Genomic DNA, 21,691 nt, shown 5'->3' on the forward strand with positions numbered 1-21,691 from the left:
TTCGGTGGGCTCGTCGCGGCTTCCGTTCGAGGGAGACGTGGGCGTGGGCGTGGACGTGGACGTGGGCGTGGGCGTGGGCGTGGGCGTGGATGTGGATGACAGCACGGGCAGCTTCTTCAGCAGGGAACCCTCGCGGTACTCCCAATGCCAGGCCAGCTTCAGCGCCTGCCTCGGCCGGAACCAGGCGGTGAGCACGAGCAGAGGTGGGTCGGCCTGGGGGAAGCGCACGGAGCCATCCGTGCTGATCACCGGCAGGGTGCGCCGCAGCGCCGGATAGAAGTCGCTCAGGAACTCGGCCGTCTCGTCGGCAGGCACGAGAACCGTGCCGGGCGCACCGAGCAGCCGGCGCTGCTCGGCGGTGAGCGGACCGTCGACGGTCGGGGCCAGGGTGAACACCGGGCGCGGCCCGAGGGCATAGCCGTAGATCCCGTGGCCGCCGATCGCCCCGGAATGCTCGGGGGGGTGCGGGGTGCCGTCAAATAGGAGCCGGGTGGTCAGGAGCAGACCCTGGGTACCGGCGGCGCCTGTGTTGCTGAACGCGCCGGCGGCGTTCCGGCTTGCGTCGAGGCTCACGTGGGCCGCGCGGCCCACGCTGACCGTGGCATCCTTCGTGCTGCCCACGAGACGCAGCCCCAGGGTCTCGGCCTCGTCGAAGAGGGTCCAGAGCAGCGGGCTGACGAAGTCGTCGAGGTAGATCCAGTCCGTCTCCTGGCTGGTGTATACGCCGCGCACGGCTCGGTGCAGGGCCAGAATCTGGCTCAGCCAGCGGTGGTGCTCGCGGTTGAGGTTGAGGCGGTTGCGGTGGAAGCCCAGTTGGTTCCACGCCACGTCCGTGCGCACCCAGTTGCCACGGGCGCTTCGGATGACCGGGCGCACCCCGAGCCGGATCTCGCCCTGCCCGGGGCGCACGTTCGTGACCGGCCGGGCCGTCGCACCACGCCAGCGGTCGTTCGTGCGGGGCGTCTGCTCTCGCAGCTCGAATAGGAGGCCCATCGGAACGGGCAGAACGGTGGTCCCACCCGGTTCGCCGGGCACGGGTCCCGCGATCCGCTTCCAGTCCGCCCGCGCCGGGGGAGACCCGGCATCAGACATGGCTCCATGCTCTCATGTGGGCAGCGCGGTCGGAGCGCAGTGTCCGCGGTTGAACCAATTCGACGGAGATTTTGCCGGAAAACTGCTTATGCGGGCTGTTTGGGGGTGTTTTGGGCAGAATCTCCGTCGAATTCGTTCGGGTCGGAGATGTCGCCAGGCCTCGGGCTCGGGCACGGGGCTCGGGCCCTGGCTGAGACTCACTCAGCTACACCGCGGTGACCGCCGCTTCCCTCGACGGATGCGCCCTGGCGGCATCGATGATCCAGGCGAAGTCGAACGCCGTTTCACGCCAGCGGCTGTACCGGCCGGACACCCCACCATGGCCGGCCGACATCTCGGTCTTCAGCAGAACATCCGCTCCCACCTCGCGCAGCCGGGCCACCCACTTGGCCGGCTCGACGTAGAGCACTCGGGTGTCGTTGAGACTGGTCACGGCGAGTATCCGCGGGTAGTGCGTGTCGCGCACGTTCTCCACGGGGGAGTAGCCGCGCATATAGGCGTACACCTCAGGGTCGTGCAGCGGGTCGCCCCACTCGTCCCACTCGATCACGGTCAGCGGAAGCGACGGGTCCAGGATCGACGTCAGCGCGTCCACGAACGGCACCCCGGCGAGGATGCCCGCGAACAGTTCCGGGGCCAGGTTCGCCACGGCGCCCATCAGCAGGCCGCCGGCGCTGCGGCCCTCGGCGACGAGCCGGTCGGGACTGGTGTAGCCCTGGTCGATCAGGTGCCGGGCGCTGTCGATGAAGTCCGTGAAGCTGTTGCGCTTGTGCAGCTTCTTGCCGTTCTCGTACCAGAGTCGACCCAGCTCGCCGCCGCCGCGCACGTGGGCGATCGCGAAGATCATGCCGCGGTCGAGCAGGCTGAGCCGGGCGATGCTGAACGACGGGTCGATGCTGATCTCGTAGGAGCCGTAGCCGTAGAGCAGGGTCGGGGCGGGAGTTCCCGGAGCGACGAGGTCACGCCGGTAGACGAGGGAGATCGGGATGCGCGTGCCGTCGGCGGCGGTAGCCCACTCGCGGCGCTGCTCGAACAGGGTCGGGTCGTAGCGGCCGAGCACGGGCTGCTGCTTCCGCAGCCGGCGCTCGCCGGTGGCGACCACGTGGTCGTAGACCGTCGACGGCGTGACGAAGCTGGTGTAATCGAGACGGATGGTCGGCGTGTCCCACTCGGGATTGGCCGACGTGCCCACGGAGTACAGCGGTTCCTCGAAGCCGAGCTCGACGAAATCGAGTTCCTCGTCGGCTGCCTCGGCGCTCACGGCAACGCGGGTGAGTCCGTCCCGCCGGTATTCGGCCACCACGAAGTCGCGGAATGCGTCGACGCTCTCGAGGCGCACGGCCGTATCGTGGGGCAGCAGAATCCGTTTCTCACCCCGCGGGTCGGCGACGGAGACGCTGACCAGCTCGAAGTTGACCGCGTGGTGGTTGTGCACGATCAGCAGGCGGTCCTGGCCGTTCAGCACGGCGTGCTCCACGTCGTACTCGACGCCGTCCAGCCGCGGCCACACCAGGGCGAACTCGCCGGTCGGGTCGGCAGCGTCGAGCAGCCGGGTCTCGGTGGTCACGCTCGAGCCGGCCTCGATCAGCAGGAACCTGCGGCTGCGGGTGAGGCCGATGCCCACCCAGAAGCGCTCGTCGGGTTCGTGGAAGACCGACATGTCGGCGGCGACCGCGGTTCCCACCTCGTGTCGCCACACGGTGTCGGGCCGCCAGGCGTCGTCCACGGTCGTATAGAAGATGTAGCGGCCGCTCGGGTCGAACAGTGCACCCTCGCCGGTGTTCGGGATCTCGTCCGCGAGATTCTCGCCGGTCGCGATGTCGCGCACGCGCAGGGTGTACCGCTCGTCGCCCTCGGTGTCGACGGCGTAGAGCAGCCGGTTCTCGTCGCCGCTCACGTCGGTGCTGCCGAGCGAGTAGAACTCGTGGCCGGCTGCCTCGGCGTTGTCGTCGAGCACGATCTGCTCGCCCGGGAGACCGGCGGACCCGCTCGCCTGCCCGCTGGTCTGTTCGGGGATCTGCTCGGGAAGCACCGGCGGGGTCCAGTCGTCCGGCGCGGAGATCGGCGCACGGCAGTGGATGCCGTATTCCTTCCCCTCCACCGTGCGGGTGTAGTACCACCAGTGGCCCTGTCGCACCGGAACGCTGAGGTCGGTCTCCTGGGTGCGGCCCCTGATCTCCTCGAAGACCTGCTCCTGCAGCAGGGCCAGGTGGGCGGTGCGGGCATCCGTGAAGGTGTTCTCGGCTTCGAGGTGCGCGATCACCTCGGGGCTGTCCTTGTCGCGCAGCCACTCGTAGTTGTCGGTGAACACGTCGTCATGGAAACTGCGCTGCTGTGGCTTCTGCACCGCGCGGGGAGGAGTGGTCATGAGTCATAGCGTAGTTCCGTGAGGGCGCAGACTTGAGGGGTACCAGCCCAGAGACGAATGGAACCACAATGACGCAGCCCGGAATCGCCCCGCTCGAAACCTCCCGGGAGGAGGCCCTGCAGGGGCAGGTCTTCCAGGCCGTGCTCTTCGACATGGACGGCACCCTGGTCGACTCCACTCAGGCGGTCACCCGGTCCTGGCTGCGCTGGGGTGCCGAGGTCGGCCTCGGCCCGTCGTTCACCGGCCCCGAGCACGGGGTGCCGGCGCGTCAGATGATCGCGACCCTGGTGGCGGAGGAGCTGGTCGAGACATCCGTCACCCGGCTGACCGAGTTCGAACTGGCCGACACGGATGGCGTCAGGATTTTGGCCGGCGCGGCGGAACTCATGGCGAGCATCCCCGAGGCCCGCCGGGCGATCGTCACGTCCTGTGCCCGGCAGCTGTGCCTGGTGCGCCTGGACGCCGCCGGCTTCCCCGCACCGCTCACGGTGGTGACCATCGACGACACCAGCCGCGGCAAGCCGTTCCCCGAGCCGTTCCTGCTGGCTGCCGAACGCCTCGGCGTCGACCCGGCCCGCTGCGTCGTAGTCGAGGATGCCCCAGCCGGCCTTGCCGCCGCCCGCGCCGCCGGCTGCGCCACGATCGGCGTCGTCGGCACCCATCGGGCCGCCGACCTGGAGGCCGACCTGGTGGTCTCCGGTCTCGACCGCCTGCGCGTGTCCGTGCAGGATGACGGAGTGGTCTTCCACCTGGTGACCGAGCAGTAGCAGCCCGGAGCAATAGCGTCCGGACTCAGCGCTCGTAGATTTCCAGCGGCAGCCCGTCGGGGTCGCGGAAGAAGAACATCGCTTTGCCGGTGTTCGGGTCCACCCTCAGTTCCTCAACCTCGACGTGCTTGCCGATCAGCTCGTCGCGCGCGGCCGGTACGTCGTCGACCTCGAACGCGAGGTGGCGCAGTCCGAGCGCTTCCGGGCCGCTCTTCCGGGGCGGGGTGTCGGAAAAAGAGAACAGTTCGATCAGGTAGTGGCCGTTCAGGGCAAGCTTGCCCATCCACGACCGGCGCGCGGCCCGGAAGTATTCCGCTTCGAGCGTGCAGCCGAGAACGTCGAGGTAGAAGGCCTTGGACACGTCGTAGTCGCTGGCGATAATGGCGATGTGGTGCACTCCGTTGATGCGCATGCGGCAGTTTCGCATACTCCAGGGGGCGGAAGAGGTCAGGATGAAACCGTCGACTATTAAGGTGGCAGATTGTTGGGAGACCGAGATGAATAAGAGCAGCGATCCACTGCGTCAAACGGTGGTGCTGGCGAGCGTGATCCTGGCCGTCGTCGGATCGTTCATCGGGTCCGGCGCCGCCGGCGGAACCCCGATCCAGAACGCGTCAGGCGGAGCGCTCGCCGCCGACGCCACCCCGATCGCCCCCGACGGGCCGGCCTTCGGCATCTGGACCGCGATCTACCTCGGCCTCATCGCCTACGCCCTGTGGCAGCTCCTGCCGGCGCAGAGAACGGATGACCGCCAACGCGCCCTGGGCTACCCGATCGCCGCGTCGCTCGTGCTGAACGCCGCCTGGATCCTGAGCATCCAGTTCGACCTGCTCTGGCTCAGTGTGCCCGTGATCGTGCTTCTGCTGGTCGTGCTGATCCGGGCGTTCCAGCTCACGCTCCGCACCCGGCCCAAAAACCTGATTGAGACGATCGTCGCCGACGGCACCGTGGGCCTGTACCTCGGCTGGGTGGCCATCGCCACCGCCGCCAACGTCACCGCGGTGCTCGTCGCCTCCGGCTTCGAAGGCTTCGGCCTCAGCGCGGACCTGTGGGCGGTGCTGGTCATCGCCGTCGCCGGGCTGGTCGGCGTAGTCCTCGCGATCTACGGCCACGGCCGCCTCGCCCCGGCCGCGTCGCTGTGCTGGGGCCTCGGCTGGGTGGCCGTGGCCCGGCTGGCCGGCACCCTGCTCTCCACTCCCACGGCGATCGCGGCGATCGTCGCCGTGGCCGCCATCCTGATCGTCACCATCACCGTGCGCGTGCGCACCTCCAGGTCCGTCACGTCCGCCACATCCGCCATGTCCCGATCGGTCACCGCGTGAGCGATTCGGCCACCCTGCCTGTCACCCCGGCGGTCGTCACCTCGGCGCGCCGGCGCTGGGCCGGTCTCGTCTTCATCAGCGTCGCCGTCGCCCTGATCATCGTCGATTCCACGATCATCAACGTGGCCATCCCCTCGATCGTCGACGACCTGGCGATCACCTCGACCCAGGTGCAGTGGGTGCAGGAGAGCTACACCCTGGTTTTCGCGGCCCTGCTGCTGGTTTTCGGAACGCTTGCCGACCGGTTCGGTCGACGGCGCATCCTGATTCTCGGCGTAATCGTCTTCGCCACATCATCCGTCTTCGCGGCGCTCGCGCAGACGGGCGAACTCCTGATCCTGGGTCGGCTGATCCAGGGCGTCGGCGGTGCGATGGTGCTGCCCACCACGCTCTCGATCATCAACGCCACGTTCCGCGGCCGTGACCGAGGCATCGCGTTCGCGATCTGGGGCTCGACCATCGGCGGCATGGTGGCCGTCGGCCCCCTGCTCGGCGGCTGGCTCACCACCTCCTTCTCCTGGCGCTGGGCATTCGGCATCAACGTGCCACTGGGCATCGTCATCGTCGTCGGCGTACTGGTCTTCGTGCTCGAATCGAAGGATGCCGGCGAGCCGCGCCGCATCGACGTCGTCGGCGCCGTGCTCTCGGTGATCACCAGCGCGTCGCTCGTCTTCGGGCTGATCGAGGGACGCACCTTCGGCTGGTGGCTCACCGACAAAGCGCCGGTTGCGGGAGACTGGACCTGGCCGTACTCGCTGTCGATTATTCCAATTGTGTTCCTGATCACCGTCGTGTCCGGCGTGGCCTTCATCTACTGGGGGCTCTACCGCCAGCGGGCCGGCAAGACCACCCTGCTCGCCTTCTCCCTGTTCTCGATCCCGTCGTTCCGAAACGGCAACATCGCGGCCATGATCGTCTCCCTCGGTGAGTTCGGCATCATCCTGTCACTGCCGCTCTGGCTGCAGAATGTGCTCGGCTACGACGCCCTGCAGACCGGATTCGTGCTGCTCGCCCTCGCGCTGGGCTCGTTCGTGGCCAGCGGGGTGTCCGGGGCGTTCGGCAACAAGATCTCACCCGAGACGATCGTGCGGTTCGGGATCGGCGCCGAGATCATCGGCGTCGCCGGCCTCGGCCTGGTCATCACGGCCGAGTCCACCTGGCTCGTCGTGGTGCCGTTCCTGTTCGTCTACGGCATCGGCGTGGGGCTGGCCACCGCCCAGCTCACCGGCGTCGTGCTCAAGGATGTGCCGGTGGCGCAGAGCGGCCAGGGCTCCGGCACGTCCAGCACCGCCCGGCAGATCGGGTCGGCGCTCGGCATCGCGGTGCTGGGCACCGTGCTGTTCACTACGGTCGGTACGTCGCTCGATGCGAAGCTGGCCGAGGTGCCCGGGCTGACTGCCGAGACCCGGAGTCAGATCGTCGACGCGGTCGTCGACAGTGCGGGCTCGGTGATCCCGTCGTTCGAAGAGCAGAGCCCCGAGCTGGCGGATGCCGCCCGCGAGGCGTTCAGCGACGGCACCCGCTACTCGGCGTACGCCGCAGCCGGGTTCCTCGTGCTCGGCTTCCTGGCGACACTGCGGCTGTCCGGCACCGCGCCACACGCGGAGTCGCGCCGCGAGGATGCCGTCCCCGGCCAGAGCATCCCGGCGGCCGAGACCGCGGGGGAGCCCGTCTAGCTGCGTGTACCTGACGGCCAGGGGGTTTCGCGGGTGTGGGAATCCCGGGCTCCGCCGCGGGTCAGGCCCGGCCGAGCCTGCGCGTGTGGCCAACGCAGGAGACCTGCCGCGGGTCAGGCCCGGCCGAGCCTGCGCGTGTGGCCAACTCAGGACATCCGTCGCCCGCATTGCCCGGCTCCCACGGACCAGTGCGGAACCGGTGCGGATGTCCGTCCCGGCCGGACGGATCTCCTGAGTTGGCCACAACACCCGCCGGATTTGCAGCCGCACGGGTGCGCCCTGCATCCACCCGCGACCCCGTGCGCGACCCCGTGCGCCACCCGTACGTCACCCCACCCGCCACCCCGTGCTCCACCGCGCAGCCCGAACGAATTCGACGGAGAGCCGAGATTTTGCCCACAACCATTCCAAACAGCCCGTAAACCCGCTTTTTCCTCAGAATCTCCGTCGAATTGGTTCAGGGCAGGGCAGGGCAGGGCAGCGTGGGGCGGCGCAGGGCTCGGCGGAATCCGTCGCGGCTCATACATGGGAAGCCGGCACACGTTCTACCGTGTGCCGGCTTCCACAGCGTGCGCCGCGAGTGGCGCAGCCAGGATCTGCCGACCCGGACCTGACCCTAGATCTCGGAGTCGTCCACCGGCCCCGGCCGCGCGGTCATCGGCTCGGTGCCGCCGTTCGTGGTGCCGGCACCGGCGGCGTTGGCCTCGCGCTCCAACCGGGCTGCGCGGCGGCTCGGTTGCGGCTTTTGCACGGACAGTTCCCCGCCCACGCGACCGCCGTGGGGGCGGCCGTGGTCGGCATACTCCTCACGGAAGTAGGCCATGCGCCACGGACCCATTTCGATCCGGGCGCCGGTGCGCAGGACCTGCCCGTCGTTCTCGTCCTGCCGGTAATTACGCTTGGCTCCGCCGGAAACGTCGCCGAGCGGATACAGAATGTACTCGTCGTTGTCGTCGTGGCGGATTTCGGCATGGAACGGTTGCAGACCGGCCAGCTGCAGGTCGGCATCCGGGGCCGAACCGATGGTGGTGACCGTCGGCAGCAGATCGAACTCGCGCGGCATCTGACCGTTCCAGTTCTTCGAGCCGATCACAAAAACCAGCCGGGGCCGGCCTGCCCCCGGTGTGTAGTGCGTCGTGGTCACCCGGCGACGGATGCGCCGGTCGAAGGTCGGCACCAACGGCAACAGGGTGGCCGGCGGCAACGGCAGGGACAGGCCCGCCTCCGGTGCGGCACTGCGCCGCCGCAGGAGCGGAACCAGCGCGGCCCGGCTGCCGAGCGTAATGTGCGACGAACCGGTCAGCAGCCGTTGGATGACGGGTGCCTTGACGGCTCCCAGCCGGATGATCAGGCCGTCGGGGCCGGACACGGAGACGGTCAGGCCGCGCTCGGCCAGGTCGCCGGCCAGGCCGCGGAGTTCCTTCAGCTTCATCGTGCTGGTGCGCACGAACATCTCGGGCTTGCTGGAGAAGATCTCGACGTCGAGGCCGCTGGCCGTGATGGTTCCGCCCATCTGCTCGGCGCCGGTTGCCTCCGTGGTGTCGCCCGGTGTGCCCGGCTCCGCGAGGGAGAACTCCAGGTCGATGTCCAGGCGGGTGGTGGGGCTCATGACTACTTGGTGAGCGGTTCGGTGCCTGAACCCTCGCTCGTGGTGACCCGCAGTGTGCCGTTCAGCTTCCAAGTGGCACGGGGGGCGTCGGGGCCGATGTCGCGCGGCACCTCCACCGTCATGTCGATGAAGCTGTAGTTGATGGCGGCGCTCTTGCCGGTCAGGTAGGACCACATCTCCTTGCCGAGGTCGGTCCAGTCCTTGATGTTGTGGGCGTCGGGGCCGGTGGCGTTGGCAGTGGGTACGGGGTTCTGGCTGTCAGTCACGGTGTGTTCCTTCTCGCTTGGTTGCAGGGATACGGCACTCGGTCGTCGCACATCGGGCCCGCAATCGGCCAGAATCGGATCAACAGTGAACCGCCGCGCGGACAGCCATCAAAAACCTCGTCTGCCGCGTGTAGGCCAACCCTAGTTGAGCACGGCTGCAGGGGGAAGGGCGCGGCACCCCCTGTTCTGGTCGGTGGTGTCGGCTAGCCTCGAAACCACCGTGACCAGCGCTTCCGGTGTGGTTGTGCGTGCGCAAAGAGGAGATCGACGTGTTCCTGCCAGACCCTGCCACCGTTGTCTACTCGGCGAGCGACCTCAGCGCCGCGGCCGCGTGCGAGTGGGCACTGTTGCGCCGACTCGACGCGAAACTGGGACGCATCGACGCCGCCCCGGCAGCCGCTGACGCCATGCTCCAGCGCACCGCCGCGCTGGGCGACGCCCACGAACTGCGGATGCTCGAACAGCTGCGCGCGGCCCGCACCGTCGTCGAGATCGAACGTGGCGACCTCGCCGACATCGGTTCCGCCGTTGAAATGAGCGAGGCGGCCCTGCGCGCAGGGGCCGAGGTGGTGTTCCAGGCTGCGTTCTTCGACGGGCGATTCCTGGGCTACGCGGACTTCATCATCCGCACCGGGAGCGGCGACCCGAGCGACCCCGCCGACCATTCCGGCCCTGCCGACCCCGCCGACCATGCCGCGACCTACGAGGTCTACGACACGAAGCTGGCACGCTCGGCGAAGATCACGGCGCTGCTGCAGTTGGCGGCGTATAGCGACCAGTTGCAGCGGATGGGCATCCCGACGGGGGAGAACGTGCACCTTCTGCTCGGCGACGGCCGCACGAGCTCGCACCGGTTGCAGGACATCCTGCCGGTCTACCGCGCCCGGCGCGCCCGCCTCGAGCGGCTGGTCGACGAACGCCTCGCCGACCCTGCACCCACCCCGTGGGGTGACCCTCGCTACGCCGCCTGCGGCCGCTGTGACCTGTGCGAGGAGCAGGTGCAGCAGCACCGGGACGTGCTCCTGGTCGCGAACCTGCGGCTCAGCCAGCGCGCCCGGCTGCGCTCCGCGGGCGTCCGCTCCATCGACGACCTCGCCGCGCGGCGCGAGCCCGTCCCCGGTTTGTCAGACGCCACGCTAGCGACCCTGCAGGGGCAGGCCCGGCTGCAGATCGCCCCCCGAGCTCCCGGCCGGCCACTGAACTGGGAGATCATCAACCCGGCCGCCCTCGCGGCGCTGCCCGCACCCGACGCGGGGGACATCTTCTTCGACTTCGAGGGTGACCCGCTCTACCAGGAGGCCGGCAACGGACAGTGGGGGCTGGACTATCTGTTCGGTCTGGCCCTGCCGGACGATACCTTCCGCACCTTCTGGGCGCACGACCACGCCGAGGAACGTCAGGCCCTGATCGACTTCCTGGAGTATGTGCGGGAGCGCCGTTCGCGGCATCCGGGGCTCCACATCTACCACTACGCCCCCTACGAGCGCACCCACCTGCTCGGCCTTGCCGCCCGGCACGGGGTCGGCGAAGAAGCGGTCGACGACCTATTGCGCCGGAATGTGCTCGTTGACCTCTACCCGATCGTGCGGCAGGGCTTACGCATCGGCAGCCGCAGCTACTCGCTCAAGAAGCTCGAACCGCTCTACATGGGGCTCGAGGAACGCGAGGGCGTGGCCAACGCCGCCGACTCGATCACCGAATACGTGCGCTCGCGCACCCTGTTGGCCACCGGACAGACGGATGCCGCAGAGCAGATTCTCACGGACATCGCCCGCTACAACGCGTACGACTGCCGCTCCACCCTGCGCCTGCGCGACTGGCTGCTGGCCCGCGCCGCCGAGCAGCCGGGCGCCACCGCAGCGTCGCCGGCGACCCTGGCGGGCGTGCCCCTGCCGGTGCGGGAACCGGACCCGGTCTACCGGGAACTCTCCGTGCTGCTTGCCGACGTTCCGCCGGCCGAGCGCACCGCCGACCAGACCGCGCTCGCCCTCGCCTCGGCGGCGATCGACTACCACCGGCGGGAGCAGAAATCGTTCTGGTGGGACCACTACAGTCGCCTGGGCGCGCCCGTGGACGACTGGGCGGACACCAGGGACGTGCTCATCGTCGAAACAGCAGCCCTGCACCTGGGCTGGCACCGGGAAGGCCGCCAGTCGCTCGACCGCCGGGTACTGCGCCTGACCGGGGCACTCGCGCCGGGCAGTTCGCTCACGGTCGGGCAGCAGCCGTTCCTGCTCTACGACCTGCCCTACCCGCCGATCAGCCGCAGCGACGCCCCCGGAGCGCGCACCGCGCACAACAGGGCGACCATCATCGACGTGATCGACGAGTCGGTCTATTTGGTCGAGGAGGTGCTCGAACGCGATGCACCCGCCCACCGGGAAATGCCGATCGCCCTCACCCCCGGCACCCCGCCGCCAGCCGGTAGCCAGGTGACCGCGATCTCGGAGTGGGGCCGCGCCGTGCTCTCCCGGTGGCCGGAACCGCTGCCGGACGCGGCCTTCGACCTGCTGCGCCGACGCCCGCCCCGGTTGCTCGGGGCAAGTGGGCCGGCGCAGCCCCTGGTGCAGCCACCGGCGCGCCCCGGCGATGGTGCCGGTGCCGGGGACGGCGAGGGCGATGGTGCCGGCGACGGCGACGGTGAGGGGGATGTGCGCACCGCCATCCGGGACACCCTGCTCGTGCTCGACCGGTCCTACCTCGCGGTGCAGGGCCCGCCCGGAACCGGCAAGACCTTCGTCGGCTCGAGGGTGATCGCCGACCTCGTCGTGCGGCACGGCTGGCGCGTGGGCGTCGTCGCGCAGTCCCACGCCGCGGTCGAGAACATGCTCCGGGCCGTACTCGCCGCCGGAATCGAGGCGGGGCTGGAGCCCGGCCAGGTCGGGAAGAAAGCGAAAAAGGGCGACGAGAAAAAGCCGCTGCCGTGGACCCTCCTGGATACCAAGACCTTCGCCCGGTTCACCGGGCAGTCCGGCGGCTGGGTGCTCGGCGGCACCGCCTGGGACTTCAGCAACGCCGACCGGGTGCCGCGGGGCTCCCTCGACCTGCTCGTGATCGACGAGGCCGGCCAGTTTTCCCTCGCCAGCACCATCGCAGCAGCCGTCGCGGCCGAACGCCTGCTGCTGCTCGGCGACCCGCAACAGCTGCCGCAGGTCAGCCAGGGCACGCACCCCGAACCGGTAGACGGCTCGGCTCTGGGCTGGCTCAGCGACGGACACCAGGTGCTCCCGCCGGAATTCGGCTACTTTCTGAAGACCAGCTGGCGCATGCATCCGAGGATCTGCGCTCCGGTGTCGGCGCTGTCCTACGAGGGGCGGCTGCGCTCGCACCCCTCCGATCGCCGACTCGAGGCTGTGGAGCCGGGCCTGCACCCGGTGCCCGTGCCGCACCGGTTCAATTCCACCTCGTCGGTGGAGGAGGCCGAAGCCGTGGTCTCACTGGTGACCGGTCTGCTCGGCCGACCCTGGACATCCGGTGGCCGGAGCGCACCGCTGGCGCAGGGCGACGTGATCGTCGTGGCGCCCTACAACGCGCAGGTCGAGCTGCTGCGCCGCCACCTCGTGCAGGCCGGCCTGGGTGACGTGCCGGTGGGCACCGTCGACAAGTTCCAGGGCCGGGAGGCGGCGGTCGCCGTGGTCTCGCTTGCCGCCTCCGCAGCAGAGGACGTACCGCGCGGCCTCGAGTTCCTGCTCCTGGCAAACCGGCTCAACGTGGCCATCTCCCGTGCCCAGTGGGCGGCCTGGCTGGTCTACTCGCCGGCCCTGACCGAGACCCTGCCCTCGAGTGTGGAGAGCCTGGCCCAGTTGAGCGCGTTCATCACCCTGGTCACGCCCGACCGGGCCTGACCTCCGGCGTCGGAGCCTGACCCACGAAAAGGCACCCTCGCTCCGGCATGATTCGCGCGGACTGAGGGTGCCTTCGGTCGGGGGTGCTACTCGGCGTCGAGGTCCGTTTCGAGGAGCTTGACGAGGGATTCGAGAGCCTCATCGGCTCCGTCGCCCTCGGCGCGCAGCACGACGATGTCGCCGTTGGCGGCACCCAGGCTCATCAGCGACAGGATGCTCGAGGCATCCATCGCGTCCTCGGCCGGGTCGGCCTCGAGGGCGATGGTGACCTCGAGGGTCAGATCGCCGACGGCCGCCGCGAAGATGGATGCGGGGCGCGCGTGCAGGCCGACACGGCTCGCGATGGTGGCTTTACGTTCGGACATGGTTCCTCCTAATTGGTGCCCGGCGAAGGGGTGGCTCGCCGGCGATGATGCGATGCGACGTAAATCCGAAGCGGCTAGAGACCCAGCTCTTCAAGTATGGGCAATCCGGCGCGCACGCGGGTACGCGCTTCGTCCGAATTACGGGCCGAAACGGCGATCTGGGCAAGTTCCTGCGCCCGTTCGAGCGTCACGGACTTCAGCACGGCGCCCACGGCGGACATCGACCGGGCCGTCATGGACAGGGTGTTGACACCCAGCCCGACGAGTACGACGGCGAGAACCGGGTCGGCGGCGGCTTCGCCGCAGACGCCGACGGGCTTGTTGTGGCCCTCGTATATCGCCCCCGCGACGGTGAGCTGGATCAGCTGGAGCACGGCGGGCTGCCACGGCGAGTTCAGCGCGGCGAGGGTTCCGAGCTGACGGTCGGCGGCCATCGTGTACTGGGTGAGGTCGTTCGTGCCGAGGCTGACGAATTCGGCTTCGGTCAGGATGCTCGCGGAGCGGAGCGCCGCGGAGGGAACCTCCACCATGACGCCGGGGGTCTTCAGCCCGGCGACGCGGCACATGGCGGCGAAGTCGGCGGCCTCGTCGACTGTGGCGATCATCGGAGCCATCACCCAGACCACGGCGGAGGAGGCCTGCGCGGCGGTGGCGATGGCTGTGAGCTGGCGCTTGAGCACGCCGGGGCTGGTCAGGTCGGTGCGGTAGCCGCGCACGCCGAGCGACGGGTTGGGCTCCGTGCTGTCGGTGAGGAACGGCAGAGGCTTGTCGGCGCCGGCGTCGAGCGTGCGCACGACGACCTTCTTGCCGGGGAACGCGTCGAACACGCCGCGGTAGGCCACGACCTGCTCATCGATGGTGGGCTCGATGTCGCGCTCGAGGAAGCAGAACTCGGTGCGGAGCAGTCCGACGCCCTCTGCGCCGGCGGCCGCGGCCTTGACCGCGTCAGCGGCCCCGCCCACGTTGGCCAGCAGCGGAACGAGGTGGCCGTCGGCGGTGGTGCCGGTGCCGTCGAACACGGACAGGCTGGCCGCGACGTGCTCCCACGCCGTGACGGCGGTGCGCTCGTCGTCGCCGGGGTCAACCTGGAGGGTTCCGGCGGCGCCGTCCACGTAGACCTCGGTGCCATCGGTGAGGGCGTCGACGCCGGCGGCGGCGACGACGGCCGGCAGGCCGAGGGCGCGGGCGATGATCGCGGTGTGCGACTGCGGTCCGCCGCCGCTGGTGACCAGGGCGAGGATCTTGTTCGGGTCGAGGGTGGCGGTGTCGGCCGGGGCGAGGTCCTCGGCTACGAGCACGAAGGGCTCGTCAGACTGGGGGATGCCGGGGGCGGTGACGCCGCGCAGCTCGGCGACGATCCGGGCCCGCACGTCGAGGACATCCGTGGCCCGCTCGGCCATGTAGCCACCGAGGTTGTGCAGCATCTCGGCGACGGATGCGCCGGACTCCCAGATCGCGCGTTCGGCGGATGTTCCGGTAACGATTAATTTCACTGCAGCTTTTATCAGCATCGGGTCGGTGGCCATCAGCGCGGTGGCTTCGAGAACCGACTTGCTGGCGCCCGTGGCGGCTTCGGCGCGACGCTGAAGCTCGGTTTGCACCACCTTGGAGGCTGTCCGCAGCTCTGCCGTTGCGACTTCGGGCGTAGTCGCCGCATCCAGGCGTTCACCTGCCGGGGGTTCGCTGATCGGTTTGGGCATCTGGCGAACGGATCCGATGATCCGGCCGGGGCTTACGCCTACACCAGTGAAATTCTGCACGGGACAACCTCTATTCTTGCGCAGCAGAAATACTGCGCTATTGATGCTACGCGTCGGCCGCCCCGAATTTCTCGGAGCGGCCGACGTGCGGTTAGGCGTTGACCAGGGCGGGCGCTGCTGCGTCCGCGGTGACCAACGGTGTCTTTCGAGCGTATCGCTTCAGCGCGATCACCAGGATGGCCGTTACGACGGTTCCGATCGCGATCGCCAGGGCGAAGAGCGCGAAGCTGTCGATGGCGAAGAAGACGAACATTCCGCCGTGCGGGGCCTTCGAGGTGACGCCCCAGGCCATCGAGAGAGCACCGGTCACGCCGGCGCCCACCATGGAGGCCGGGATCACGCGGAGCACGTCTGCGGCAGCGAACGGGATGGCGCCTTCGGAGATGAACGACGCACCCAGCAGCCAGGCGGCCTTGCCGTTTTCGCGCTCGGCGACAGTGAACAGTCGGCGGTCGAGCACCGTGGCCAGGGCCATGGCGAGCGGCGGAACCATGCCGGCGGCCATGACCGCAGCCATGATCTGCCACGGAGCCTGGTTGGCCATGGTTGCGGTGCCGAGACCGGCGACGGCGAAGGCGTAGGCAACCTTGTTGACCGGTCCGCCGAGGTCGAACCCCATCATGAGGCCCAGGATCAGGCCGAGCAGGATGGCGGAGGCGCCGGTCATGCCGGACAGCCACTCGTTCAGAGCGGTGGTCAGCAGCGCGATGGGGCCACCGAGCACCAGGAACATCAGGCCCGAGGCGACGATCGACGCGACCAGCGGGATGATGACGACGGGCATCAGGCTGCGAAGCCAGCGCGGCACGTCGAGCTTGGCGAAGCTGGCGGCTGCGACACCGGCCAGCAGACCACCGGCGATGCCGCCGAGGAAACCGGCACCCATGAACCCGGCGACGGCACCGGCGACGAAACCGGGGGCGATTCCGGGACGGTCGGCGATCGCGTAGGCGATGTAGCCGGCCAGGGCCGGAACCAGGAAGCCCATCGACAGCGCGCCGATCTTGAAGAAGACCGCTCCCAGATAGGTCAGCATGCCGCCTTCCGGCAGGTTGAACAGGTTGTTCTCCAGGGTGACCGTGTCGGCGACCTCGGTGATCTCGTAGCCTCCGAGGAGGAATCCGAGGGCGATCAGCAGACCTCCACCGGCGACGAACGGGATCATGTAGCTGACACCGGTGAGCAGGGCGCGCTTGACCTTCTGGCCGAAGTGCTCGCTGGTCTCCTCGGCCTCGGCCGCACCGACGGTGCCGCCGACGCGGCGGGCGTTAGGGTTCTGGGCCGCGGCCAGGGCATCGTGGATGAGCTTGGCCGGTTCGTCGATGCCGCGTTTGACGGGCACCTGGATGACGGGCTTACCGGCGAAGCGCTCGCGACCGCGAACGTCGACGTCGACGGCGAAGATGACCGCGTCGGCCGCGGCGATGACGGCCGGGTCGAGCATCGTGAGGCCGGCCGAGCCCTGGGTTTCGACCTGCAGGTCGACGCCGGCGGCCTTCGCCGCGGCAACGAGCGATTCGGCAGCCATGTAGGTGTGCGCGATGCCGGTCGGGCAGGCGGTCACAGCGACGATGCGCTTGACACCGGCGGATGCCGCGGGCGTGCTTCCGACGTTGGCGCCGGCGCCGACGACGCCGCCGGCGGCCACGGGAGCCGGGGAGACGACGCTGGTGACCAGTTCGACGATTTCGGCCTGGGTCTTCGCGGCGCGCAGCGCGGCGGTGAAGGGGGCCTTCATCAGCGAGCGGGCGAGCTTGGCCAGGATCTTGAGGTGTTCCTGGTCCGCGCCCTCGGGAGCGGCGATCAGGAAGACGAGGTCCGCGGGGCCATCGGCGGCGCCGAAGTCGACCGGCGAAGTCAGTCGGGCCAACGCCAGCGTCGGCTCGGTAACGGCTGCCGAACGGCAATGCGGGATGGCCAGGCCGCCGGGGATGCCGGTTGCCGTCTTCGCTTCGCGAGCGAGGGCATCCGCGTAGAGGCTCTCGATCTCGGTGGCGCGGCCGGCGCCTACGACGAGCTCGGCAAGATGCCGGATTACGCTCGAGGGTGCGGCTCCGAGGTTCTTATCCAGAGCGACAAGCTCCGGGGTGATCAGTGCACTCACTGGACATCCTCCTTTGGATGGGTGTTGAGCGACGTCAGGGTGACGTCGCCCGGTCTGGTTTGGTGCAGTGCCGGAACGGTTGATCCGGGCAGGGACGCGGCTGCGGCCCCGTGGGCTGCGGCCTGGCGGAGAGAGTCGGGGGCGGAGCCGCCGGCGATGCTGCTGAGCAGGTAGCCGGCCAGGGATGAATCGCCGGCTCCGACGGTGCTGCGCGCGTTGATCGGCGGCGTTTTCGCGAGCCAGGCGCCGTCTTCGGTCACCAGCACGGCACCCTGGGAACCGAGGGTGGCCAACACGGCGCCAACTCCGGTGGCGACGAGACGCTCGGCGGCGCGGGCCACGAGCACCGGATTGCCCTCGAGGCTCTCCGGGTCGGGGATGCCGGTGAGCTCGGCCAGTTCTTCCGCGTTGGGCTTGATCAGGTCCGGTCCGGCCGTGACGGCGGCGGCGAGGGGCGCGCCGGACGAGTCGACGGCCACCCGAGGGGCGCTCGCGCCGAACCGGCTGCGGAGCTCCCTGGTGATGTCGGCGTAGAAGTCGACGGGCACTCCAGGCGGCAGCGATCCGGCCAGCACGAGCCAGCTGGCACCCTCCGCCTTCTCCAGCACGAGTTCGATCAGGTCGCTCTGCTGCGCGGCGGTCAGCACCGGTCCGGGCACGTTCACCTTGGTGGTGGTGCCGTCGATCTCGGTCAGCGCGACGTTGCTCCGGAGCGTGGCGCCGATCGGCATGCCGAGGTGGGGCACCCTCGCGGCCCGGAGGGCCACCAGAACGGGGTCCAACTCGTCGCCGGGGAGAATGGCGAGGCTCAGGATGTCCGAGGCCTCGAGGGCGCGAACGATGTTCACGCCCTTGCCGCCCGGTTCTTCGCGGGATGAAGCGGCGCGCTGAACTTCGCCGCGGGCCAGCGGGGCGCGGAGTTCGATGGTGCGATCCAGGCTCGGATTCGGAGTAAGCGTGATGATCACGCGATCACAACCTCAACGTCGGCCGCGGCCAGGGCTGCGGCAAGTTCATCTGATGGGAGAGCGTCCGCGATCAGCACGTCGATGTCGCCCAGGGCCGCGAAGCGGATCAGGGTTTCCTTGTCGAGCTTGGACGAATCGGCCAGTGCGACAACACGACGGGCCGAACGGACGATGGCTGTCTTCACGGCGGATTCAACGGCATCCGGAGTGCTGAAACCGAATTCGGCGTGCACGCCGTTGGCGCCGACGAACGCGATGTCGGGCCGCAACGAATCGAGCTGGGCGATGGTGCTGGGACCGACGACGGCGCGGGTGAGGCCGCGCACGCGGCCGCCGAGGATATACAACGAGATGGCGTCGTTGCCGGCGAGTTTCGTGGCGATCGGCACCGCGTTGGTGATGACCAGGAGTTCGTCACCGGGGGCTGCCGGTGTCCAGTCGAGCAGGAGGTCGGCGAGCAGTTCGGTCGTGGTGCCGGCATCCAGCAGGACGGAGCCGGTCTGGCTCGAGGGAATCATGGTAAGGGCGGCGGCGGCGATGCGCTGCTTCTCGTCCTGCCGCTGCGTCTGGCGTTCTTCGAGGCTGAGCTCGGACATGCTCTGCCGGTCGAACGCGACCGCGCCGCCGTGCACCCGGCGCAGCTGGCGGGCGCCCTCGAGGCTGTCGAGGTCGCGGCGCACCGTTTCGGGGGTGACATCGAAGCGGGAGGCGAGATCGCTGACCGTGACCCGGTTCGAACTGGTGACCAGATCGACGATCAGGGCCTGACGTTCTTCGGCGAACATGGCGACCTCCTCGACGCTGAGTGGCCGAAACCACGAATTTGTAGAATACAAAAACTTTACCTGTGTTTGTTTTTGTTTGTCAAGAAAAACAAAGACAAACAAAGAACCCGCTGCGCGGTGCTGCCCGGTGCTGCCCGGCGCTGCCCGGCGCCGCCGGGTGCCGCCGGGTGTCGGCCGTCGGCGATAGCGTGAGCATCATGAAGATCCTGCACACTTCCGACTGGCACATCGGGCGAACCTTCCACACCCATTCGACCCTGGATGCCCTGCATCAGGTGCTGGATGCGCTGGTGGAGGTGGTGCGGCAGCGCCGGATCGACGTGGTGGCGGTGGCCGGCGACATCTTCGACTCGGCCATGCCGTCGGCCGAGAGCTACACGCTGCTCGCGGCGGTGCTGCGGGAAATCAAGCAGGCAGGGGCCACGGTGGTGATGACCAGCGGCAACCACGACTCCGCCACCCGCCTCGGCTTCCAGGCGGAGTGGGCCGCACTCGCGGGCGTCCATGTGCTGACCCGGCCGGAGCAGTTCCTCGAACCGGTCACCGTGCCGGACGAGCACGGGCCCGTGCACTTCTATGGCATCCCCTACCTGGAGCCGGCGCTGGTCCGGCACCTCAGCGTTTTTCACGGGCCGGCAGACGAACCGCTCAAGACCCACGAGCAGGTGCTCACCGTCGTGATGCAGCGCATCCGCGATGACCTGGCCGTGCGCGGCGGGCGATCGGTGGTGCTCAGCCACTGCTTCGCGGCGGGAGTGCCCGCGGCCGCGGCGACCGATACCGTGCGGGACATCACCGCGGGCGGCCTCGATCTGGTGCCCGTGTCGGTCTTCACAGGACCGGACTACGTCGCCCTCGGCCACATCCACGGGCGGGCCCACCTCACCGACCGCGTGCGCTACTCGGGAGCACCACTGCACTACTCCTTCTCGGAGGCCGGCAAACCGCGGGGCTGCTGGCTGGTCGAGCTCCAGGCCGGCCCTGCCGCCGACATCGAATGGATCGAGCTTCCGGTCCCGCGGCGACTCAGCGTGCTCACCGGCGAGATCGAACAGCTCCTGACCGATGACGCCTTGGCCGAGTTCGAGCCCGACTGGGTGTCGGCAATCCTGACCGACCAGGTGCGTCCCCTCGACGGCATCCGGCGCCTGCAGAAACGATTCCCGCACTGCGTCACGCTCGAGCACCGGCCCGCTGTCGTCGTCGACTCGGATGCCGTCAGCTACGGTGAGCGCATCGACCGCCAGAGTGACCGCGAGATTGTCGCCGGGTTCCTCGAGTTCGTGCGCAACGGGGTCGGCCAATCCGATTTCGAACGAGACCTGGTGGCGGAACTCCTCACCGAAGGTGACCTGAGGGAGCTGAGCCGATGAAGATCAAACGCCTGCGGATCGCCGGATTCGGCCCCTACAAGAACGAACAGGTGATCGACTTCGAGCGCTTCGATGCCGATGGAATCTTCCTGATCACCGGCAAGACCGGGGCCGGCAAGTCCAGCATCCTCGACGCCGTCTGCTTCGCCCTCTACGGCAGCGTGCCGCGCTATGAGGGAACGGAGTCCCAGCTGCGCAGTGACCACTGCGAACCGGATGACCCTACTTTCGTGGAGCTGGAATTCGCACTGCACGAGAACGACTACCGCATCTACCGCACACCCAGGTACGAGAAGAACAAGAAGCGTGGCCCGGGTACGACCATGTCACCGCCCGACGCGCGCCTCGACATCCGTGACCTGCACGACGACCGGGACACCCCTGAGGGCTGGCGCAGCGTGGCGACCCGTCCGGTCGACGTCGGGCACGAGCTCAGCCGCATCCTGCCGCTCAAGCAGGACCAGTTTCTGCAGGTGATCCTGCTGGCCCAGAACCGGTTCCAGCGGTTCCTGCTGGCCAAGACCGATGACCGGCGAGGGGTGCTGCGCACCCTCTTCGGCACCGCCCGGTTCGAGCAGCTCGAACTCGGGCTGATCAGCCGGCGCAAGTCGCTCGATGATGGGCTGGAATCCGTGCGCCAGCGCCTGGCCGGCCTGGCGGCCACCGCGTCCCGGCACTTGCAGCGCGAAGACCTGCCCGGCGACGACTCCGATGACGCGCCCGGCAGTCGCGACCGGGCCTGGTTCGACGCCGCCCTGGCGGAGCTGGACGAGCTGCTGGCCGAGGCGTCGGCGGGGGCCGAACGGGCCACGTCGGCGCTGGAGTTGGCCGCCGCCGACGTGCAGGCCCAGGAAGACCTGCGCAGCCGGCAGGACCGCCGCAACGAAGCCCACTCGGCCCTGGCCGTTCTCGAGGCCCGGCAGGTGGCGATCGCCCTCGACCGGGCGGCCGTGCTGGCCGCGAACCGGGCGTCCCGCGTGTGGCCGGCGCTCCGCACGCGTCGAGAGGCGGAGGAAGCGCTCGAACGTGCCCTGGTCGGCGAATCGTACGCGCACGGCGCCTGGCGTGAGTACCAGGACGACCCAGGTCTGGTGGAAACGACTGAGAGCCTCAAGGCCGTCATCGAGAATCTCCTGGGCCGGCTCGGATCGTTGAAGGACGTTCTCGACGTCGAACGGCTGCTGCCCGGCATCGAGGCCAAGATTGTGACGCTGCAGGAGGAGCTCGCCCTGCACGTGGCATCCGTCGAGCAGACCCAGGCGCTCCTGGACGAGCTACCGGACCGGATGGATGACGTCGACGAGGCCCTGGCGGCGGCCGCGCTGGCGGCGGCAAGCGAGCCCGAGGCGCGCGCCCAGGCGGAGCGGCTGCGGGCGGCCGAGGGCGCGGCC

Annotated in this window: 16 protein-coding genes; 6 read left to right on the forward strand and 10 right to left on the reverse strand. The window is 69.1% G+C overall.

What is annotated here, in order from left to right:
* Together CXY79_RS15825 and CXY79_RS00685 are read right to left on the reverse strand one after the other, a co-directional pair.
* A partial coding sequence (locus CXY79_RS15825) for a hypothetical protein (RefSeq protein WP_158250190.1) occupies positions 1-1,092 on the reverse strand: 1,092 nt, incomplete at its 3' end.
* A gap of 205 nt (positions 1,093-1,297) precedes the next feature.
* On the reverse strand, positions 1,298-3,460 hold the full coding sequence (locus CXY79_RS00685) for a S9 family peptidase (RefSeq protein ID WP_104099247.1): 2,163 nt from the start codon (positions 3,458-3,460) through the stop codon (positions 1,298-1,300).
* Positions 3,461-3,528: 68 nt separating this feature from the next.
* Between CXY79_RS00685 and CXY79_RS00690 the strand changes: the two genes are divergently transcribed.
* Positions 3,529-4,227: an HAD-IA family hydrolase gene (locus CXY79_RS00690; RefSeq protein WP_104099248.1), complete on the forward strand. Its 699-nt coding sequence runs from the start codon at positions 3,529-3,531 to the stop codon at positions 4,225-4,227.
* Positions 4,228-4,252: 25 nt separating this feature from the next.
* Here CXY79_RS00690 and CXY79_RS00695 read toward each other — a convergent pair whose 3' ends face one another.
* Positions 4,253-4,639, reverse strand: a complete 387-nt coding sequence (locus CXY79_RS00695) for a VOC family protein (protein WP_104099249.1) — start codon at positions 4,637-4,639, stop codon at positions 4,253-4,255.
* Between the two features lie 85 nt (positions 4,640-4,724).
* On the opposite strand from CXY79_RS00695, the gene CXY79_RS00700 reads away from it, so the two are divergent.
* Entirely contained in the window at positions 4,725-5,549 is an 825-nt protein-coding gene (locus CXY79_RS00700; protein WP_104099250.1) for a tryptophan-rich sensory protein, read from the forward strand.
* The gene (locus CXY79_RS00705; protein WP_233191105.1) at positions 5,546-7,225 is read left to right on the forward strand and encodes an MFS transporter; all 1,680 of its coding nucleotides are present in this window, start codon (positions 5,546-5,548) and stop codon (positions 7,223-7,225) included. Before CXY79_RS00700 ends, CXY79_RS00705 begins: the two co-directional genes overlap by 4 nt.
* 616 nt (positions 7,226-7,841) lie before the next feature.
* Here the strand turns inward: CXY79_RS00705 and CXY79_RS00710 are convergent.
* Together CXY79_RS00710 and CXY79_RS00715 are read right to left on the reverse strand one after the other, a co-directional pair.
* The gene (locus CXY79_RS00710; RefSeq protein ID WP_174720167.1) at positions 7,842-8,834 is read right to left on the reverse strand and encodes an FHA domain-containing protein; all 993 of its coding nucleotides are present in this window, start codon (positions 8,832-8,834) and stop codon (positions 7,842-7,844) included.
* 2 nt (positions 8,835-8,836) lie between these two features.
* Positions 8,837-9,100 (reverse strand): hypothetical protein, encoded by a 264-nt coding sequence (locus CXY79_RS00715; protein WP_174720110.1) that lies wholly within the window; start codon positions 9,098-9,100, stop codon positions 8,837-8,839.
* A 269-nt stretch (positions 9,101-9,369) separates the two neighbouring features.
* Between CXY79_RS00715 and CXY79_RS00720 the strand changes: the two genes are divergently transcribed.
* Complete coding sequence (locus tag CXY79_RS00720; protein WP_104099258.1) at positions 9,370-12,945, forward strand: TM0106 family RecB-like putative nuclease; 3,576 nt, start codon at positions 9,370-9,372, stop codon at positions 12,943-12,945.
* Between the two features lie 86 nt (positions 12,946-13,031).
* Here the strand turns inward: CXY79_RS00720 and CXY79_RS00725 are convergent, their stop codons facing one another.
* The 5 genes from CXY79_RS00725 to CXY79_RS00745 all read right to left on the reverse strand — a co-directional run bounded on the left by CXY79_RS00725 (position 13,032) and on the right by CXY79_RS00745 (position 18,927).
* Positions 13,032-13,310, reverse strand: a complete 279-nt coding sequence (locus CXY79_RS00725; protein ID WP_104099251.1) for an HPr family phosphocarrier protein — start codon at positions 13,308-13,310, stop codon at positions 13,032-13,034.
* A gap of 74 nt (positions 13,311-13,384) precedes the next feature.
* Positions 13,385-15,070: a phosphoenolpyruvate--protein phosphotransferase gene (gene ptsP / locus CXY79_RS00730; protein ID WP_104099252.1), complete on the reverse strand. Its 1,686-nt coding sequence runs from the start codon at positions 15,068-15,070 to the stop codon at positions 13,385-13,387.
* Between the two features lie 91 nt (positions 15,071-15,161).
* Entirely contained in the window at positions 15,162-17,174 is a 2,013-nt protein-coding gene (locus CXY79_RS00735; protein WP_104099253.1) for a fructose-specific PTS transporter subunit EIIC, read from the reverse strand.
* The gene (locus CXY79_RS00740; protein ID WP_104099254.1) at positions 17,171-18,142 is read right to left on the reverse strand and encodes a 1-phosphofructokinase family hexose kinase; all 972 of its coding nucleotides are present in this window, start codon (positions 18,140-18,142) and stop codon (positions 17,171-17,173) included. Before CXY79_RS00740 ends, CXY79_RS00735 begins: the two co-directional genes overlap by 4 nt.
* Entirely contained in the window at positions 18,139-18,927 is a 789-nt protein-coding gene (locus CXY79_RS00745) for a DeoR/GlpR family DNA-binding transcription regulator (protein ID WP_104099255.1), read from the reverse strand. Before CXY79_RS00745 ends, CXY79_RS00740 begins: the two co-directional genes overlap by 4 nt.
* Positions 18,928-19,124: 197 nt before the next feature.
* On the opposite strand from CXY79_RS00745, the gene CXY79_RS00750 reads away from it, so the two are divergent.
* Entirely contained in the window at positions 19,125-20,300 is a 1,176-nt protein-coding gene (locus CXY79_RS00750; protein ID WP_104099259.1) for an exonuclease SbcCD subunit D, read from the forward strand.
* Positions 20,297-21,691 (forward strand): AAA family ATPase (locus CXY79_RS00755; protein ID WP_146068062.1); only part of this gene is annotated, 1,395 nt, incomplete at its 3' end. The genes CXY79_RS00750 and CXY79_RS00755, both read left to right, overlap by 4 nt.

This window comes from Cryobacterium sp. M96 (assembly GCF_002929845.1).
Taxonomy (GTDB): Bacteria; Actinomycetota; Actinomycetes; order Actinomycetales; family Microbacteriaceae; genus Cryobacterium; species Cryobacterium sandaracinum.

Coding starts and splice junctions, on each gene's coding strand:
- CXY79_RS00690 (WP_104099248.1), top strand. CDS start 3,529: ATGACGCAGCCCGGAATCGCCCCGCTCGAAACCTCCCGGGAGGAGGCC.
- CXY79_RS00685 (WP_104099247.1), bottom strand. CDS start 3,460: ATGACCACTCCTCCCCGCGCGGTGCAGAAGCCACAGCAGCGCAGTTTC.
- CXY79_RS00710 (WP_174720167.1), bottom strand. CDS start 8,834: ATGAGCCCCACCACCCGCCTGGACATCGACCTGGAGTTCTCCCTCGCG.
- CXY79_RS00745 (WP_104099255.1), bottom strand. CDS start 18,927: ATGTTCGCCGAAGAACGTCAGGCCCTGATCGTCGATCTGGTCACCAGT.
- CXY79_RS00695 (WP_104099249.1), bottom strand. CDS start 4,639: ATGCGCATCAACGGAGTGCACCACATCGCCATTATCGCCAGCGACTAC.
- CXY79_RS00725 (WP_104099251.1), bottom strand. CDS start 13,310: ATGTCCGAACGTAAAGCCACCATCGCGAGCCGTGTCGGCCTGCACGCG.
- CXY79_RS00750 (WP_104099259.1), top strand. CDS start 19,125: ATGAAGATCCTGCACACTTCCGACTGGCACATCGGGCGAACCTTCCAC.
- CXY79_RS00700 (WP_104099250.1), top strand. CDS start 4,725: ATGAATAAGAGCAGCGATCCACTGCGTCAAACGGTGGTGCTGGCGAGC.